The organism is Arthrobacter sp. CDRTa11, from assembly GCF_026427775.1.
GTDB lineage: Bacteria > Actinomycetota > Actinomycetes > Actinomycetales > Micrococcaceae > Arthrobacter.
On sequence record NZ_CP044532.1, the window covers coordinates 1,370,097 to 1,386,828 of the forward strand.

Sequence of the window (16,732 nt, forward strand, 5' to 3'; positions counted from 1 at the left end):
GATGCAAAAGGTCCCCAGTAATGAAAGTTCGTCGATGGGGACCTTTTTGTGGAGTCAGTGCTCGTCGTAATGGCCTTCATGTTCGGCATGCCGGTGGCCGTCATGGATGTAGTCAACGTGATCGCCGTGCTGCGCCGTTTCGTGGCTGCAGTCCGGGCCGCCGTGCTGGTGCTGGGCAGGCGTGTGCTCGGCCGGGTCGTCATGCTCGTCGTAGTGGCCTTCGTGTTCGGCGTGGCGGTGGCCGTCGTGGATGTAGTCAACGTGGTCGCCGTGCTGGACGGTGACGTGGGTGCAGTCGTCTCCGCCGTGCTGGTGGTCTGTAAGGGTGTGTTCAGCGTGGATTTCCTGGGTCATCTTTGCTCTCCTTCAGTGGGTGGAAACTTCCTGCCGTGACTGCTTCTGCGGGACTTTGTGCTTCTGCGGGACTTTGGATGGCCGTTCCCGCGTGTACGCCATCGTTCCACCCGGCATCTGATTTTGGCTAGGGCCGACAGGCGAGGAATGCGCCCTCTGCCAAAAGAGACCTGGGAGTCGTAGACTCCGACCAATCGCTATCCCCGCAGTCCTGATCGTGGAGGCCTCTGATGAACACTCCGGATTCACGGTGGCGGCGTCTGCTCGGCCACGGACCCGGGCTACTGTGGGCCATGGTGGCCGGAGGTCTTCTCTGGATGGTCCATGGATACCTCCGGTTTCTGACGCCGCAGGGGCCGGACGCTGTGTGGCGGGAGGATCTGCAGTATTCGCAGATCCTCAGCACGCCACTTTTCCTGATGTACAGCCTGCCGGGCGTACTGGCCCTCCTGCTTTCTTCCTGGGCGGCCCTCTCCTTCCTGCCCACCTTGGCCACGGGACGCACTGGGCTGAGGCGCGCGGCCCGGATATTTGCGCTGCTGGCGTTTGTCTTCGGACTGGTGGCCGCCGTCGGCCAGGTGGTTCTGTTCGTTTCCCCGACAATCGGCGGGATCAGTTTTGGGGTTCCTTCACTGGGGCTGGCCCTGTTCCTTGCGGGGCTTGCTGCCGGCAGGGAAGGCGGCGCAGACGGCCGCGGACCACACAGATTCGTGGGGCTGTGGATGATGCTGTTGGGCGGGATCGGAATGCTCACCCTGCCAGTGCAGCCGCTGGTGTACGCGCTGGAACTGCTGCCTCTTACCTTCGCGACCGCCGTGTTTGCCCTGTTCGGCGCGGGCTGGATTGGGCTGGCTTTCACCCTCCGCACGGAAACGGCGCCTGCGGCCCAAACCCTCTAGCGCCACCTCTCAACCCGCTGAGCTAATCCAGCAGAACGCACCCAGCTCGGGAACACCGTCCGCCCCGCCGTCGTTGTGCCCAACGGCAGCCCATCCGAAACCTTCGGATCGATCCCCAACCAAAGGACACCCCTTGACTCCTCGCACCATCGTGATCACCGGCGCCAGCGACGGGATCGGCGCAGCAGCCGCAAGGTCGCTGGCGGAGGCAGGGGAGCGGGTTGTCGTCGTCGGCCGTTCCGCTGAAAAGACGCGTTCCGTCGCCAAAGAGCTCAACGCTGACTACTTCGTCACGGACTTCGCCGACCTGGCGCAGGTCCGCACCCTCGCTGCCCAGCTCAGGGAAAACTACCCGCGGATCGACGTCCTGGCCAACAACGCCGGCGGCATCATGGGCAAGCGCACCCTCACCGTGGACGGGCACGAATCCACCTTCCAGATCAACCACCTGGCCCCCTTCCTGCTTACCACCGGACTGATGGACGTGCTGGCCGCCAGCAACGCCAAGGTCATCAACACCTCCAGCGCCGCGAACGGCTTCGGCAAACTGGATCTCTTTGACCTCACCTCGGAGCACGGCTACTCCACCCACCGCGCCTACGGCACCGGAAAACTGGCCAACATCCTGTTCACAAGCGAACTGCACCGCCGTTTCGGCGATCAGGGAATCACGACGGCGGCATTCCACCCGGGCGTGGTCCGCACCAACTTCGCGGCCGAGTCCAGCAGCCCCTGGCGGCACGCCTACAAGACGCTCCTGAACAGGTTCATGCTCTCGCCGGAGCAGGGTGCGGACACCCTGCTTTGGCTCATTAACGGCACCCCGGGGACTGACTGGATCTCCGGTGCCTACTACTACAAGCGCGCCCTGGCCAAGGCCAACGCCCAGGCCTACGATGCCGATCTGGCCCGCGAGTTCTGGGACCGGAGTGCGGAGTTGGTTACGGCCTGAACACAATCTTCCAGCAGCCTTGGACGGCCACCGAGTAGGTCCTACCCTTGAGATCGTAAGCATGCTTTCTATTGGTGAGGGGTGGTTTTCATGCGCAAGTCCTCGGTCATCGGGCTGGCAGCAGCAAGTGTCCTGGCATTGGCATCATGCACCGGGGGAGGTGCGGGGCAGGGGCCCTCACCCACTGCCACCACCACCGGAAATTCGCAGGCCAAGGCCTATACCGAAGACGAACTGCGCGACCTGATTTCCGGAATGAAGGATGCCGAGGGCAACGAACTGAAGCTCTATTCCAAGGAGCAGGTTGACCAGGGCGGCACTATTGCCGAGAAGCTGATGACTACGGCGACGGTGGAGCCCGAGGACTGCAAGTCGATCGCCACAGCAGGGCTCCTGGATGAGGTGGAGAACGGCGATGTTGCCGTTGCCGTCTCCGAGAGTGCCATGCCGCGGACGCTGTCCGCACAATCCAGCAGCAGTGGGCCGGCCGGCGTCGAGCTGCTCCGCGAGGTGAAGGGCAAACTGGGCCAGTGCTCCGACTTCACCATCGAGGTTCTGGGGCAACGCCACGAGGTGTCCAGCGAAAGCCTGGAGGCTAAGACCAATGGCGAGGAGACCTTTGCCACCGTGAGCACGCGGAATGGTGACACCGGGGAAATGCTCATGCAGGTTTCCGCGGCCGAGGGGCGCTTGCTGGTGGTTGCTACCAAGACAGGAGCTGACCTGAGGGATCCCGACCGGGAGGAACTCGAGGGCCTGGTGAATGAAGTCCTGGCCAAGGCCGGCGGCGACGGGACGGCCACGGCGTCGCCCACGAGGACACCGACGCGGACGGCGAGCCCAACAACAACCACCACGGCCTCGCCCACGGCTACCGTTACTGTGTCGCCTACGGAGACGGAGGGGAACACCAGCCCGTCTCCATCGCTGCCAGCGAGCCCCACGGCTACGCGCTAGGAAACTCCTCGCCAGGTTTGGTGGACTGTTGGCTGCAGGCTATTCGCCCAGCAGCCCGTAGGTGCTGATGACATTGCCTTTGCTGGTCCGGTACTGGTCCTGCAGGCTGAGCCGGGTGATGGGGTCGTCGGTCTCGAACAGACGGCGGCCCCTGCCGGCCACCACAGGATGGGTCATCAGGGTCAGGGAGTCCAGCAGCCCGGCGAACAGGAGCTGGCGCACCACGGAAATGCTGCCGCAGACGGCGATCTCGCCGCCGTCGCGTTCTTTCAGCCCGCCCACAAATTCCTCCAGCGAACCCTCAATGAGGTGCGAGTTCTCCCACTCCAGCGGTTCGGTCAGGCTGCGTGAGGCGACGTGCTTCTCCACGGGGTTGATGAAACCGGCGAAGTCCTCGTCCACCGATGCCGTGGGCCAGTAACCGGCCCACTCCTGGTAGCTGACCCGGCCCAGCACCACCGTGTCCACACTCTTGATCATGCGGTCCAGCCCCATGCCCAGCTCGTCGTCGAAGCTGTCGAACTGCCAAAGATTGGGGTCTGACACCACTCCATCCACGGAGTGGAACAGGCCGGCGGTAACTTTGCGCATAAGGACCTCTAAGATGATGCCAACGGTTGCTGCGGGCCGGCGGATACCGGCGGACAGGTCCCACGGTATTAGGCCGACGGACGATGGGGAAGACTTGGTTCTTCTTCAGCCGCCCTTCGGAAATGCGTAACTCTTGTGGGTCCGCGCGCGCGTGGCCTGCGCAAATCCGGGCTCGAAGCCTTCCCTGAGACCAAAAGTTACGCATTCCCGGCGCACTTGCAGGGTAAGTATTGAGCAAGCCCCAGCCAGCGAAAGTTCCCGCCGTAGTTAGGTTGGTCACGCGCGCCTGCGTGTTGCACGATTCCTGGCATCGCCAGCCGCATACTGGTCATGAGCGGCCACTCGCCGGCCCCGGACAGACAGGAGGAAGTGCATGGAAACCTTGAAGAAAATCGTGAGCAACCAGTATTTCCCCGCAGCCGTCGTCCTGACGGCTGTGGTGCTTTTCTGGGCCGTGGGCATGCTGGGCGGCCTGTCCATGCTCAACGACAAGAACGCGCCGATGGCCACCCTCACGTGGATGCTGTTCGTCTACATGGCAGCAGCCCTCACGCCGATCGCCGGGATCATGGCTGCCATGGACCTGGTCCGCCGCTACAGGCTGAACCGCCAGATGCGTCGGACTCAGTTCACCGAAGCGGAGAAGGCTGAGTGGGAGCTGACGGAGGCCGTGCAGGCCGAGTTCGAGCAGACCGAGGCGGAGCAGGCCGAGTTCGAGCAGGCGGAGGACCAGCCCGCTGAGAACCAGCAGCAGCCTGAGGTCCAGCATCCGAAGGTCCAGCAGGCACCGGCCCAGCATCAAGAAACCCCGTCAGCGCACAAAAGGCCCGGCTGGAAACAGGCCGCCTGAGCGCCGCGGCTGAACGTTACAGCGCCAGTTCCACCCGGTTCCGCCCGGCGGCCTTGGCAGCGTAAAGCGCCGAGTCAGCCTCGCCCAGCAACTGCTCGGCGTCCACTCTGTGCTCTGCGCTGAAGGCGGCAATCCCCGCGCTGAGCGTCAGCAGCCCCGCCGGATCGCCCTCGTGGGGGATCGCCAATTCCCGAACGCTGTGGAGCGCCCGCTCCATCACTTCCCGGGCGCCCAGCTGCGTCTGGTTCGGCAGGACCATCAGGAACTCTTCGCCGCCGAACCGGTACACGCCGTCGCTTTTCCTGGCCTGGCTCACCAGCGCGGCAGCCACTGCCCGCAAAGCGAGGTCGCCCGCCTGGTGGCCATAGATGTCGTTGTAGCTCTTGAAGTTGTCCACATCGCACATGGCTACCGAGTACACCTCCGCGTACCGCTGGCTGCGTGCGTGCAGCTGCTCCAGGTCCTCGGACAGCTTCAGCCGGTTGTGCAGACCGGTGAGCGGATCGGTGCGCGCTTCCTGCGAGAGCACCTTCCGGTAATGGGCCAGATCGGCATGGAGGGTGGTGACCCGCAGCGCCACCAGCAGGCGGGCATGCAGCACAAACGGATCCAGGGGCTTGGTGACGTAGTCGTCAGCGCCGGCTTCAAGCCCTGCCAGTACGTCATCCCGGGATCCCTGGGAGGTCAGCATCACGATGTAGGTGTAGAGATCGGCCTCGCGTGCCCGGATGGCCCGGCACAGCGCCAGGCCATCCATTCCGGGCATCATCCAGTCGGTGACCACAACGTCCGGCTGGTGCTGCAGGTAGAGCTTCCACGCCTCATCGCCGTCCGCCGCTGCAAGGCAGTCATGTCCGGAACGCTCGACGGCGGCCCTGGCCACCATGAGTGAGCCAGGATCGTCATCAGCTACCAGGACCTTCAATGCGTCACCACCAGGGCTTCGTCCAGGGCGGCGCCCACCAGGACCAGTTCCCGTTCCAGCCGCCTGATCAGCTGCACCCCGCCGTCGTGGTTTCCGCTTCGTCCCATTCCTTCCAGCTCCTGGCAGAGATCCGCGACGGCGGTGGCACCGATGTTGGCGGCTGCCCCTTTGAGCGTGTGGGCAGCCAGCTGCAAAGCAGGCCCGCCGCCGTCGTCCACCGCCTGCTTTAGGGCCGCGAGCCGCGCCGGAACATCCCGCTGGAACGCCTCCGCGGCGGCGGGCAGCAGGCCCAGTCCGTCTGCGGGGCCCAGCTCCCTCAGGACGGCGAGACGTTCCGGATCCACCGACGGCGGCCGCTCGACGTCGTTCCCCGGTTCCGGGATCCAGCGGGCCAGCGTCGCCTCCAGCTCAGCGGCCACCACCGGCTTGGAGAGGTAATCGTCCATGCCCGCAGCCAAGCACCGTTCGCGGTCGCCGTCGAGTGCTCCGGCTGTCATGGCGATAATGGGAAGGCGGCTGTGCTTTCCGCTGCTGCCGCGGATGATCCGGGTGGCCTCGAAGCCGTCCATCACCGGCATATGGCAATCCATCAGGACAGCCGAATAGTTGGTGGAGGCAGTGGCGGCCACGGCCTCGGCGCCGTCGGCCACCACGTCCACGTCATATCCGAACCGGATGACAGTAGCCCGGGCCACCAGCTGGTTTACCTCGTTGTCCTCCACTACCAGGATGCGGCCGCGGGACGGCCCCGCGGGAGCCTCTTGAGCAGCAGCCGCTGCACGAGGTTCAGCTGCGGGTGCGGGTGTCATTTCCCGGGCAGACATCAGCCGGACCAGCCGGTTGTAGAACTCGGAACTGCGTACAGGCTTCATCAGCCATTCACGGACTCCGGCGTCCGCCACTTCCTCCGCATCCACCTGCATGGTGGAAGTCAGCAAGATCATTTCAAGCCTGGCTAACAGGGGGTCGGCCGTGATCTGGCGTGCAAGCTCAAGGCCGTCCATTTCCGGCATGCAAAGGTCAAGCACGGCGATGTCGAACGGCTCCCCGGCGGAGGCCGCCTCCCGGGCCCGGGCCAGCGCGGACTGCGCATCCGGCACCGCTTCCGGTTCCAGGCGCCAGCCGCGCAGCTGTGATTCCAGCACCAGCCTGTTGGTGGCGTTGTCATCCACTACCAGCACCTTCAGCCCCTTAAGGAAGCCGGAGGGCGGGACTGGAGCACTGGAGCCTGGTGCCACCGGCAGCGGGATGCGGAACCAGAACGTGCTGCCTTCCTGCAGTTGGCTCTTGAGCCCAATCTCTCCGCCCATGGCTTCGGTCAGGCGGCTGCAGATAGCCAGCCCCAGCCCCGTGCCACCGTAGCGCCGGGTGGTGGAGGCATCTGCCTGCGAAAACGATTCGAAGAGCCGTGTGTGGTCCGCCGGATCAATGCCGATGCCGGTATCCCGGACGTCGAAGCGCACCATTGCCGTGTTGTCCTCCTGGATCTCCGAGCGTACCCGGATGGACACCTCGCCGGTCGCCGTGAACTTCACCGCGTTGGAGGCCAGGTTCAGGAGGATTTGGCGGATCCGGCCGGAATCGCCGGAGAGGAGTGCCGGAACGTCCGGATCGCAGTAGGCAATAAGCTCCAGCTGCTTCGCCTGCGCAGTCTCGGCCAACAGCCCTGCCACTTCTTCCACCAGGATCCGCGGATCAAAGGGCCGCACATCCAGGTCCACCTTGCCGGCTTCCAGCTTGGAGAAATCCAGGATGTCATTGATGAGCGCAAGGAGTGCCTCACCGGCGCCCTTGACCCCCTGGGCGTACTGCCGCTGCGTTTCATCCAGGGGAGTTTCCAAAAGCAGGGCCGTCAGCCCCACCACCCCGTTCATCGGCGTGCGGATCTCGTGGCTCATGGTTGCCAGGAATTCGGACTTCAGCCGGCTGGATTCCAGGGCTGCCTCCTGTGCAGCCTGAAGCTCCCGTTCAGCCGCCCGGCGCTGGGTGATATCGCGGGCGATAGTGGCCACACCGTGCAGCTCTCCGTTTTCACGGATCGGGGAGACGGTCAGGGACACCGGAATGACGGTTCCGTCTTTCCTCAAGTGCTCGGTTTCGTAGCTCATGGCGTCCTTGCCGTCATAGAGCCGCGCGAAGGCCTCCAGGTCCCGTTCCTTGTTTTCAGGTGTCAGGAGGAAGGTAGCGTCACGGCCGATCACCTCGTCCGCCATATAGCCGTACTGCTTTTCCGCGCCGGGGTTCCAGCTGGTGACGATGCCTTCGCTGGTGGTCCCCAGGATGGCGTCTGTGGAGGAGTTGACGATTGCTGCCAGTCCCTCCAGCTCATGGGTACGTGCGGTAACCTCTTGCTCCAGGCCGGTAGTCAGCCTGATGTTCTCGATAATGATCAGCACCTGCCGGACCACCACGGCTACCAGCGTTATCCTGGCCACCACCAGCAGGAAAGTATCAACATCCTGAATGTGCGGGGCAGCAAACATCACCAGTGCGATCAGGAGCGGGGCGTAGGGGAGGAGCTCCAGGGCCAGCGCGTACGACCTACGGTCCGGGGCCGGATTCTCACTAAAAGGAACCAAGGGTGCCAGGGCAATCAGGAGGAAGGCGGAGATCCATCCGATGGCCAGCGGCGAGCCGGTGACCCCTGTGACCCCTTCAAACGTGAGCCGGACGTAGATGCTGTCCGTCACGGTCAGTACCAGGAGGCCGCCGCCAAAACACAGCCAGGGGAGCCGCTCGCCGGGCTGCCGGCGCATGACCAGCACCAGCACCAGGGACGTGATGACCACGTCTACAACCGGATATCCCAGTCCCGTCAACCGGGTCAGAAGGTCTGCATATTCGGTGCTGAACACTGGCCCCAGCGCCGTGTGCCAGCTGACCACCAGCACTGATCCGGCGATAACGACGGCGTCCAGGACAGTCCTGAGCAGGGCCACCCTGCTGCCGCTGCGCCGCTTGAAGGCAAAGAGTGCGGCGGCGGCCGGGATTGAGTACCCCAGGAAGCCAGCATCAGCCAGGGAAGGAAAGGGGTAGACATGGTTGTAGGCAAGGCCGTAGTACGTCCACAGCGCCATGCCTGCTGCCCAAATAAACGCGGCCAGGGCCATGAAACCCCAAGCACGGGCGTTGGGTCCACCCCTCAGCGAGGCGCGTCCACAGCTGGCACCGGCCAGTAGCGCTGCCAGCATTATGGCGAAATCGCCGGCCACCAGAGCCGTTGTTGTGCCGCTGTTGGCGGTGAAAAACAGTCCAAGCGCGGCAACCACCACAACAGCCAGCAAGATCAGCCGCCCCAGCGGGACCTTGCTGCTGTCGACGGCGGGCCGCTGCTCGACGAGACCAGTCTGAGACACGCGGATCCCTCCCCATAGGTGCGCCGTCCACCTGACCCCGCTTATTGCTTGCTTAAGCAGGGTCCGGCGTCACCTGAGACCGAGGTGTAGACGCAAGGCTATGATATCCCTCACATCTCAAGAGGGCTGGCGTTCCGGACTACCGGTTTCTCAGAGCCTCGAGCGCTTCCTTTGCATGCCGCAGTGCCATGTCCAGCCGTTCACCCGGCTCCGGGTGGGAGAACAGGTAACCCTGCAGGGAATCGCAATCCAGCGCGATCAGGTAGTCCGCTTGCTGGGGCGTCTCGATACCTTCTGCGGTGACCGTCAAGCCAAGGCTGTGAGCCATGTTGATCATTGAGCTGAGGATAGGCAGGCGCTCGGCCCCCGATCGGATCATGGACACAAAAGTCTTGTCGATCTTCACGGTATCCACCGGCAGGTCCTGCAGCCGGCCCAGCGAGGAGTACCCCGTCCCGAAGTCATCCAACGCCACCCGGGCGCCGGCGTCGCGCAGTCTTCCAAGCTGGCCAATCACGTGCTGGTCGGCGTCGAAAAATACGCTTTCGGTGACCTCCATGACCAGCTGGAAGGCGGCTACATCGCTTGCCTCGGCGAGATCAAGGACACGGTCTGCAAAGTCCAGTTCCTGCAACTGGACCCCCGAAACGTTCACCGCAAGCGAACGCGACGGATCTTCCCTCAGCCAGGGCGCCAACCGGACCAGGCTCTGCGACAGTACCTCCAGCCCGATCTGGTTGATCAGGCCACTCCGCTCCGCCATGGGGATAAAGACGGTCGGCGGGATACGCTCGCCTCCGCGGTCCCACCGGGCCAGCGCCTCGAACTTGACCACCTGGCCCCTGCGCGGAGACGAGATGGGCTGGAAATCAACGGAAATCTCGCCTCTTGTGAGCGCCGACTGCAGGGCAGCCTGCATGTCCGTCCGCTGCACCAGTGCCGTCATCATGTCCGGCTGGAACCGCAGGAACCTGTTTTTCCCCGCGCCCTTGGCAGCATACATGGCGATGTCCGCCTCGCGGAGCAGGCCGGAGGCACCGATTGCTTCCCTTCCGGCGGACGCGACACCCAGGCTCAGGCAAGGACGCAGCATGGTGTCGTGAATCTGCATCGGCACGTTCAGGCACCGCACGATGCAGGCCGCTGTGGCTTCGACATCCTGGCAGGCGGTCAGCAGCACCACGAACTCATCGCCGCCAAGCCGGGCCACAACATCGGCATTGGGGACACAGCCGGTGAGGCGGCGCGCCACCTCCACGAGCATGTCGTCGCCCGCCTGATGGCCCAGGATGTCGTTGACTTCCTTGAAATCGTCAAGGTCCAGCAGCAGGACATCCACTGACTTGAGCCGCGGCTGGCTTAGCGCTGCCTCCAGGGCGCTATTGAACACCGCCCGGTTGGCGAGGCCTGTCAACGGATCCTGGAAAGCCATCGCCTTCAGCTGTTCCGCCTGCGCTGCCATTTCCTGCATGGCCCGCTGTGCCTGCTCCTGCGCCTGCCGCCGCGGGGTCACATCCCGGAAGCTCCAGACCCGGCCTACGATGCGGTCTCCCACTTTCTGCGGACGTGAATACCTCTCGAAGGTCCGGCCGTCCCGGAAGTCCAGCATGTCATTGCTTTCAGCGGCAGGGTCCTCCTGCAGCTCCGCCACCCGGGCCATAAAGGCTTCCGGGTGAGTGACCTGCGCCAGGATGAGCCGCATGATGGGCTCGGCTGAGTCACCGTCCAACAGCTCCGGGGGGATGCCCCACATCTTGAGGAACTGCTCGTTGAGCCCGGCCAGTTTGCCCTCCGAGCTGACCACCAGGATGCCGTCTGCCGTGGACTCAAGGGTTGCTGTCAACAGCGACATGGCTTTGCGAAGATCCGCGTCGGCCGCTCTCCGATGGGCGGTGCTTCTGACGGAAACCAGGAGCTGGGTCCCCTCATCGGCCTCAAGAATTGCCCCGGCCATCTCGGCGGAGAAGCTGTAGCCGCTGCTGTGGACGCCGTGCACTTCCCGCGGTGCAATATCTTTCCCTGGCTGCTCCTGGAGCTGTTGGAATAGCTCGACGAGTTCGCCCTGGGATCCCGCCAGCAGCAGGTGCCGGTGGTCAGTTCCCAGGAGCTCGTCCTGGCTCAAGCCAAAGAGCCTGGCGGCGGCTTTGTTGGCGAGGCTTATGGTGCCGTCCGGGGCCAAGGCAATAAGTCCGTCAGGGTTGGCGTCCAGGAGGCTGCCGAAAGTTCTTCCTTCAGGCCTTTCCCTATGACGCACCGATTTCGGCATGACGCACCACCCCCACGCACATCATAAAGTGCGCCGAGCCGATAACAAGGGGGACGGCAGGAATCGTTTTCCATTCGCCGCCGGAGATCCGGCCGGCAGAGCAAAGGCGCCGCCTTCCATTTCTGGAGACGGCGCCCTCGCTGGTGTTGCGTGTCAGCTGCTTATTGTCTTTGCGTTGGTTACACGCGGCTTCTGCCCCGGTTCGCCACTGCGCCATAGATCAGCAGGACAATGATGGAGCCCAGGATTGCCAGCAGCCAGGTCCGGAGGTCAAAGAATTCGGCAAGTCCGCCGCCGAAGATGAGGGAGCCGATCCAGCCGCCAAGAATAGCGCCCACGACGCCCAGAACGAGCGTGATCAGCCAGCCTCCTCCTTGCCTTCCGGGCAGGATGGCCTTGGCAATGGCTCCAGCGATCAAGCCCAAAATGAGAAACCCGAGAATTCCCATGGTCACACTTCCTTGTCGATAATTGGTGCCGACGCCTCACCCCGGTCATCCAATTCAATCAGCGTACTTACTATTCTGCAAGGATTCGGGATATCAAAAGGTGCCAATAATTGTTGTTGTGACCGAAATGTGAGGGTTTTGGTCCCTGCCGGCCTGTATATGGACGGCGGCACGGAACTGACAGCTACGAGTTGCGCATTTCCGGCAACCGGACTTCGGCGTTCAGCCCGTTTGTCCCGAGCCCGTTCGTCCCCAGCCCGCGCACTGTCCAGCCCTCGGCCTGCCAGGCAGCAGCATCCAGCACGTTCCGTGCATCCAGGACCACCCGGCGTCGGACGGTTGCGCCCGCAACAGCAGGGGAGAGCAGCCTGTATTCGTCCCATTCCGTCAGGAGCAGCACCAGCTCGGCTCCCTGCAGCGCCTTCAGGGTTGAGGTCTCAAATCGAAGCCGCGGGTAGCGCATCCAGGCGTGGTTCACGGCCTTGGGGTCCGTGACAGTGACGTGCGCCCCTGCCTCCGCCAGCCGGGAGGCCACATCAAGGGCGGGGGAATCGCGGATGTCGTCCGTGTCCGGCTTGAAGGACGCGCCAAGAACAGTGACCGACCGCCCTGCCAGCTCGCCGCACAGCTCCCGGGCGAGGGCAACCGTCCTGGTCCGCTGGCCCAGGTTGATGGCATCCACCAGGCCCATCCAGTCATCCACCGAGCTGACCCCTAAACCGGCCGCCTGTGCCCGGAAGCTGCGGATGTCCTTGGGCAGGCACCCGCCGCCGAAACCCAGCCCGGCGTGCAGGTAGCGGCTGCCGATCCGCGGGTCCATGCCCATGGCCTCGCCCAGTTCGGCGACGTCGGCGCCCGATGCATCGCACAGCTCCGAGATCGCGTTGATGAAGCTGACTTTCGTTGCCAGGTAGGCGTTGGACGCGGACTTGATGAGCTCGGCGGTGGCAAAGCTGCACACCACCCGGGGGATGCCGGCATTCAGAAGCGGCTCATAGACGGCATCCAGTACTGCGGTGACTGCCAGGGGCGCCCCTGTGGAGGCGTTGAACGCCCTGGTACTGCCGCCTTCCACGCCGTACACCAGCCTGTCCGGAACCAGGGAATCCTTGACGGCTGTGCCCTGCCTCAGGAACTCCGGATTCCACCCCACCAGCACATCAGGGCGCCGGGACAGGATTCCGTGGAGCATCTCCACAGTGCCCACGGGCACCGTGGATTTCCCGACGACGACGGCGCCCCTCGCCAGGTGCGGGAGCAGCGCCTCCGTTGCGGACACCAGATAGGTGAGGTCGGCGCCGTCGGACGTCTTTGACTGGGGCGTCCCCACGCAGAGGAAATGGACCTGTGCCCCTGCTGCGTCGGAGAAGTCGGTGGAGAAGGTCAGGCGCCCGGTGGTGCGCCCGTCCTGCAGGAGCTCGTCCAGTCCGGGCTCATAAAACGGGGCCGTGCCGCGGCCGAGGTGCTCCACCTTGGCCACGTCCACGTCGATGCCGACGACGGAGTGCCCCATCGATGCGAGAGTGGCGGCGTGGACTGCCCCCAGGTAGCCGCAGCCGATGACTGAGATTTTCACAGCGTGGCCCCGTTCCTGCTGGCCGGCGCCACCGGCGAACCGGCGATCGCGGCCTGGTAATGTGCCACCAGTTCGGCGCTCAGTGCAGGCCAGGTGCGGTTCTGCACCGAGGCGTGGGCCGCTGCCGCAAAGGCACGGCGCTTGGCGTCGTCTCCCATCAGATCCAGCACGTGCGCCCGCAATCCGGCCAGATGGCCGGGTTCATACAGCCAGCCTGTGCGGGAATTTTCCACCAGGTCCAAAGGCCCGCCCCTCCCCGTAGCCACCACCGGAACACCGGACGCCATGGCTTCCTGGATGGTCTGGCAGAACGTCTCGAATTCGCCGGGATGGACAAAGAGATCGAACGACGCCACCGCCCGGGCGAGTTCGTCCCCGCCCAGGAATCCGGCAAACACCGCGCCCGGCAGGGCCTCCTGCAGGGCCGCCCGCTGTGGCCCGTCACCCACGATCACCAGCCTGGTGTTGGGCACATCTGCCAATACGGCGAGGTCTTCCACCTGCTTTTCGACAGCCAGCCGGCCAACATAGCCGATGATCCGTTCGCCGCCGGGTGCCACCGAAGCCCGCCAGCCGTCGTCGCGCTTTCCGGGTGAAAACCGGACGGTATCCACGCCCCGCCGCCACATGGCCACCCGCGGTATGCCCCGCCCGCGCAACTGATTCAGCGCGAACGTCGAGGGGGCCAGGGTCCGGTTGGCGAGCAGGTGGATGTTCTCCACGCGGTTCCACGCCCAGTTCTCCAGGAACGGAACACCATAGCGTGCAGCGTAACTGGGGACCTCGGTCTGATAGATGGCGATCGTGGGAATGCCAAGCTGGTGTGCGGCCTGGACTGCGCGCCAGCCCAGGACAAACGGGGAGGCCAGGTGGACAATGTCGGGTGCGAAATCGGCAAGGATTCGCTTGACCCGATACACACCACCCATCGCCACGCGCACCTTGGTGTATCCGGCCAGGGGCATGGAAGGCAGCCGGTGCACCTGCGCGCCGTACACCTCTTCAGGAACTGCAGCCCCCGTGGGCTCCTGGGTTGACGGGGCAATCACCAGGACTTCATCGCCCCGGTCCCGCAGATGCTCAAGCACCCGCAGGATGGAGTGCGTTACCCCGTTCATCGATGGCAGGAATGATTCAGCGACAATTGCGATCCTCACCCCTCCACGGTGGGCGCCCGGGCTGACGCCGCGGGGTCGCAGGGATAGAGCGGAGGGAAAGGTTGGGTTAACAGATCGGCGCGGTCAGGCGTGACCGCATGGTCCCAGGCCGCAGCGCTTTGTCAGGAACCGCCTCCCTATGGCAACTGCTGGCCGGGTGGGGCGGCCCCCAGCACCGCCCCACCCAACCCCCTGGCCTTAGCCGAGCTTGCGCATAGGGTCTGGCCAGTTGCCCACAGCGGACATAACGGTGGCGCGGTTGATTACGGCAGTGTTGATGGACATGGGTTTCTCCTGACTGAACGTGGTGTCCGCGGGCCGGTGGCGCGCGGGTGGTCATGTCCTGCCGAAAAAGGGCAGGGCTGACCCGTTCAGTCGGGTGAAGAGCCGGGATCGAAGGAAGGGCCGGCGGGCAGCGTCTGGCTGCCTGACCGGTGCGTTTCATTAGAGGAAGTAGGAAGGGCGAGCCAGGAACCGCCAAGGTCTGCAGGGCTGAATGAACCGCCGGCCGACCCCGAGTTGGCCGTCCCCGCGCCGTTAGCCAACGCCGCAGGATCCTGCTTGCCGGTATTGCCCGGGCCGTCCCCGCGACCTGAGGGGCTTCCTGTTGCCGCAGCAGGCGAGGCCAGTCCGGCGACATCCTGGGCGGGGGCGAATCCGAACCGCAGCGTGTTGGACCGCGGCGCCACGTCCGTCTCGTCAGTCGCGACGGTAGAAGTGTCGGCCGGAGTCGCACCAGGCTCGGCGGCGACCTGCGCAACAGCTTCCGACGCCGGGAGGCTGGGCGCGGGCGTCGGCGTCGTCAGCGGGGGCAGACCGGGCAACTGTGGCGGGGAGGGGACGGGCAGCAGGCCCGGCAGCGGCACGGGCGCGGGCAGGGGTTCCGACAGCAGCGGGGGCAGCTGGTCAGGCAACGGCAGGACGTCGGGGAGGGGAAGCGGGAGGGGAGCCTGCACCAGCGGGAGGTCGGGCAGTTCCGGTGCCAGGCCGGTGACTGTTGCGACTGTCCCCGCGACCACAGGCACAGCTGGGGCCGCCAATGTATTGACGGCGGCTGGTGCCGAATCCGTGAGGGAGACTGCTTTGGATACCGCGGTTTCACCCGCGCTGGCGATGACGGGAGGTGCCGGAAGCGGCTGAGTCAGAACGGATGACGAAAGGTTGCCGAGATCGCCGCCTTCCGGAACCAGGCTGGAGGCGGTGGCAGTTCCGGCTCCCCAGAGGAGCCAGGCCATCGCGGTCAGGAAAGCCAGCAGGACTGAGCGGACGGCAGGGCGCCAAAGAGTCCGTGGTATCGCCCCCATCCGATCCACCCCCTCGCCGATGGGCACCAGCGTACGCTCAGCGGTGCCGTTCGTCGAGGGGTTTTTCGTGCACCTCTCGTGCTCTTCAAAACAGGGAACAGAAAAATGCTAAGTAGGCTTTCCTTTCGATGCTAAGCATGCTTATCGTATAGGGGCAGCTATAGCGGAACCTCAAGAAGATGGGGTGGACGCCAAGAGGCCCGGAGACTCTCCCGAGCTCCCGGCGGTATGGCAGGTCCACCGCAAGCGCGCAATCCCAGCACATCCAAAAGGAGACGTCATGCTCACGAGGGAAAACATTGAAAACCTCCTGAATCGGGGAGGAAACGTAGTTGCTTCGGACGGCGAGAAGATCGGTTCGATCGGCCAGCTCTACGCCGATGACGATACGGGCGAGCCCACCTGGGTCACAGTGAAGACTGGTTTGTTTGGAACGTCCCAGTCGTTTGTTCCGGTTGAAGGCGCCCGGATCGACGGCGACGACCTGGTGGTTCCGTACACCAAGGACCACGTCAAGGATGCCCCGCGGGTGGAAGCGGACGGTCATCTGGAACCAGATGAGGAAGACCGCCTGTACGACCACTATGAACGGGGCGGCCGGACCTACTCTGAAGCCCGCACCGACGCCGACTATCGCGGTGACGCCGACCTCAACGCCGGCAACGCTGCCGGAACCGTTGGCCGCGACACGTCCGGGCCCACCACCGATGACGCCATGACCCGCTCAGAGGAACGCCTGCACGTGGGTACCGAAAAGCAGGCCACCGGACGGGCAAGGCTGCGCAAGTACGTCACCACTGAGAACGTCACCCGCACGGTTCCAGTGCAGCGCGAGGAAGTCCGCATCGAGCGCGAACCCATCACTGACGCGAACCGCGGAGCAGCAATGTCGGGCCCTGACCTCAGCGATGAAGAGCACGAAGTGACCCTTCACGAGGAGCGCCCCGTGGTGGACAAGGAAACCGTGCCGGTGGAGCGCGTCCGCCTGGACAAAGACACCGTGACGGACGATGTCACCGTCAACGAAGAGGTCCGCAAGGAACGCATCGAGGCCGACGGCATCGACGAAACCCGCCGCTAGCACAACGGGGAGCAG

The 16,732-nt window shown here is 64.6% G+C and carries 14 protein-coding genes; 5 read left to right on the plus strand and 9 right to left on the minus strand.

The annotated features are described in order from the left end of the window. Positions 1–54 precede the first annotated feature (54 nt). A complete protein-coding gene (locus tag F8G81_RS06300) occupies positions 55–354 on the minus strand; it encodes a hypothetical protein (protein ID WP_267278154.1) in 300 nt (99 codons plus the stop codon). Positions 355–584: 230 nt separating this feature from the next. Here F8G81_RS06300 and F8G81_RS06305 point away from each other — a divergent pair, with 230 nt between their 5' ends. From F8G81_RS06305 to F8G81_RS06315, 3 genes are all read left to right on the plus strand, one after another. Then, positions 585–1,253 (plus strand): hypothetical protein, encoded by a 669-nt coding sequence (locus F8G81_RS06305; RefSeq protein ID WP_267278155.1) that lies wholly within the window; start codon positions 585–587, stop codon positions 1,251–1,253. A 133-nt stretch (positions 1,254–1,386) separates the two neighbouring features. Then, a complete protein-coding gene (locus F8G81_RS06310; RefSeq protein ID WP_267278156.1) occupies positions 1,387–2,205 on the plus strand; it encodes an SDR family NAD(P)-dependent oxidoreductase in 819 nt (272 codons plus the stop codon). Between the two features lie 90 nt (positions 2,206–2,295). Then, entirely contained in the window at positions 2,296–3,162 is an 867-nt protein-coding gene (locus tag F8G81_RS06315) for a hypothetical protein (protein ID WP_267278157.1), read from the plus strand. Between the two features lie 39 nt (positions 3,163–3,201). On the opposite strand, the gene F8G81_RS06320 is transcribed toward F8G81_RS06315, so the two are convergent. Then, a complete protein-coding gene (locus F8G81_RS06320) occupies positions 3,202–3,753 on the minus strand; it encodes a dihydrofolate reductase family protein (RefSeq protein WP_267278158.1) in 552 nt (183 codons plus the stop codon). A 373-nt stretch (positions 3,754–4,126) separates the two neighbouring features. Here F8G81_RS06320 and F8G81_RS06325 point away from each other — a divergent pair, with 373 nt between their 5' ends. Continuing rightward, on the plus strand, positions 4,127–4,603 hold the full coding sequence (locus tag F8G81_RS06325; RefSeq protein ID WP_267278159.1) for a hypothetical protein: 477 nt from the start codon (positions 4,127–4,129) through the stop codon (positions 4,601–4,603). A gap of 16 nt (positions 4,604–4,619) precedes the next feature. Here F8G81_RS06325 and F8G81_RS06330 read toward each other — a convergent pair whose 3' ends face one another. The 7 genes from F8G81_RS06330 to F8G81_RS06360 form a co-directional block, all read right to left on the minus strand. After that, positions 4,620–5,528 carry a GGDEF domain-containing protein gene (locus F8G81_RS06330; protein WP_267278160.1) on the minus strand — a complete coding sequence of 303 codons (909 nt, stop codon included), beginning with the start codon at positions 5,526–5,528 and terminating at the stop codon, positions 4,620–4,622. Further along, positions 5,525–8,884, minus strand: coding sequence for a hybrid sensor histidine kinase/response regulator (locus F8G81_RS06335; RefSeq protein ID WP_267278161.1), 3,360 nt, complete (start codon positions 8,882–8,884; stop codon positions 5,525–5,527). Before F8G81_RS06335 ends, F8G81_RS06330 begins: the two co-directional genes overlap by 4 nt. 139 nt (positions 8,885–9,023) lie before the next feature. Then, complete coding sequence (locus F8G81_RS06340) at positions 9,024–11,150, minus strand: putative bifunctional diguanylate cyclase/phosphodiesterase (RefSeq protein WP_267278162.1); 2,127 nt, start codon at positions 11,148–11,150, stop codon at positions 9,024–9,026. A 179-nt stretch (positions 11,151–11,329) separates the two neighbouring features. After that, on the minus strand, positions 11,330–11,599 hold the full coding sequence (locus F8G81_RS06345; protein WP_267278163.1) for a GlsB/YeaQ/YmgE family stress response membrane protein: 270 nt from the start codon (positions 11,597–11,599) through the stop codon (positions 11,330–11,332). Positions 11,600–11,783: 184 nt separating this feature from the next. Next, positions 11,784–13,175, minus strand: a complete 1,392-nt coding sequence (locus tag F8G81_RS06350; RefSeq protein WP_267278164.1) for a UDP-glucose dehydrogenase family protein — start codon at positions 13,173–13,175, stop codon at positions 11,784–11,786. Beyond that, entirely contained in the window at positions 13,172–14,332 is a 1,161-nt protein-coding gene (locus F8G81_RS06355; RefSeq protein WP_267278165.1) for a glycosyltransferase family 4 protein, read from the minus strand. The genes F8G81_RS06350 and F8G81_RS06355 overlap by 4 nt, the downstream gene beginning before the upstream one ends. Positions 14,333–14,703: 371 nt before the next feature. After that, a complete protein-coding gene (locus F8G81_RS06360; RefSeq protein ID WP_267278166.1) occupies positions 14,704–15,663 on the minus strand; it encodes a hypothetical protein in 960 nt (319 codons plus the stop codon). 253 nt (positions 15,664–15,916) lie between these two features. Here F8G81_RS06360 and F8G81_RS06365 point away from each other — a divergent pair, with 253 nt between their 5' ends. After that, positions 15,917–16,717, plus strand: a complete 801-nt coding sequence (locus F8G81_RS06365) for a PRC and DUF2382 domain-containing protein (RefSeq protein WP_267278167.1) — start codon at positions 15,917–15,919, stop codon at positions 16,715–16,717. The last annotated feature ends 15 nt before the right edge of the window (positions 16,718–16,732 follow it).

What these genes read in the sequence shown, in the direction of transcription:
- F8G81_RS06300 (WP_267278154.1), bottom strand. Translation starts at nt 354, where the DNA reads ATGACCCAGGAAATCCACGCTGAACACACCCTTACAGACCACCAGCAC.
- F8G81_RS06305 (WP_267278155.1), top strand. Translation starts at nt 585, where the DNA reads ATGAACACTCCGGATTCACGGTGGCGGCGTCTGCTCGGCCACGGACCC.
- F8G81_RS06315 (WP_267278157.1), top strand. Translation starts at nt 2,296, where the DNA reads ATGCGCAAGTCCTCGGTCATCGGGCTGGCAGCAGCAAGTGTCCTGGCA.
- F8G81_RS06320 (WP_267278158.1), bottom strand. Translation starts at nt 3,753, where the DNA reads ATGCGCAAAGTTACCGCCGGCCTGTTCCACTCCGTGGATGGAGTGGTG.
- F8G81_RS06325 (WP_267278159.1), top strand. Translation starts at nt 4,127, where the DNA reads ATGGAAACCTTGAAGAAAATCGTGAGCAACCAGTATTTCCCCGCAGCC.
- F8G81_RS06340 (WP_267278162.1), bottom strand. Translation starts at nt 11,150, where the DNA reads ATGCCGAAATCGGTGCGTCATAGGGAAAGGCCTGAAGGAAGAACTTTC.
- F8G81_RS06345 (WP_267278163.1), bottom strand. Translation starts at nt 11,599, where the DNA reads ATGGGAATTCTCGGGTTTCTCATTTTGGGCTTGATCGCTGGAGCCATT.
- F8G81_RS06365 (WP_267278167.1), top strand. Translation starts at nt 15,917, where the DNA reads ATGCTCACGAGGGAAAACATTGAAAACCTCCTGAATCGGGGAGGAAAC.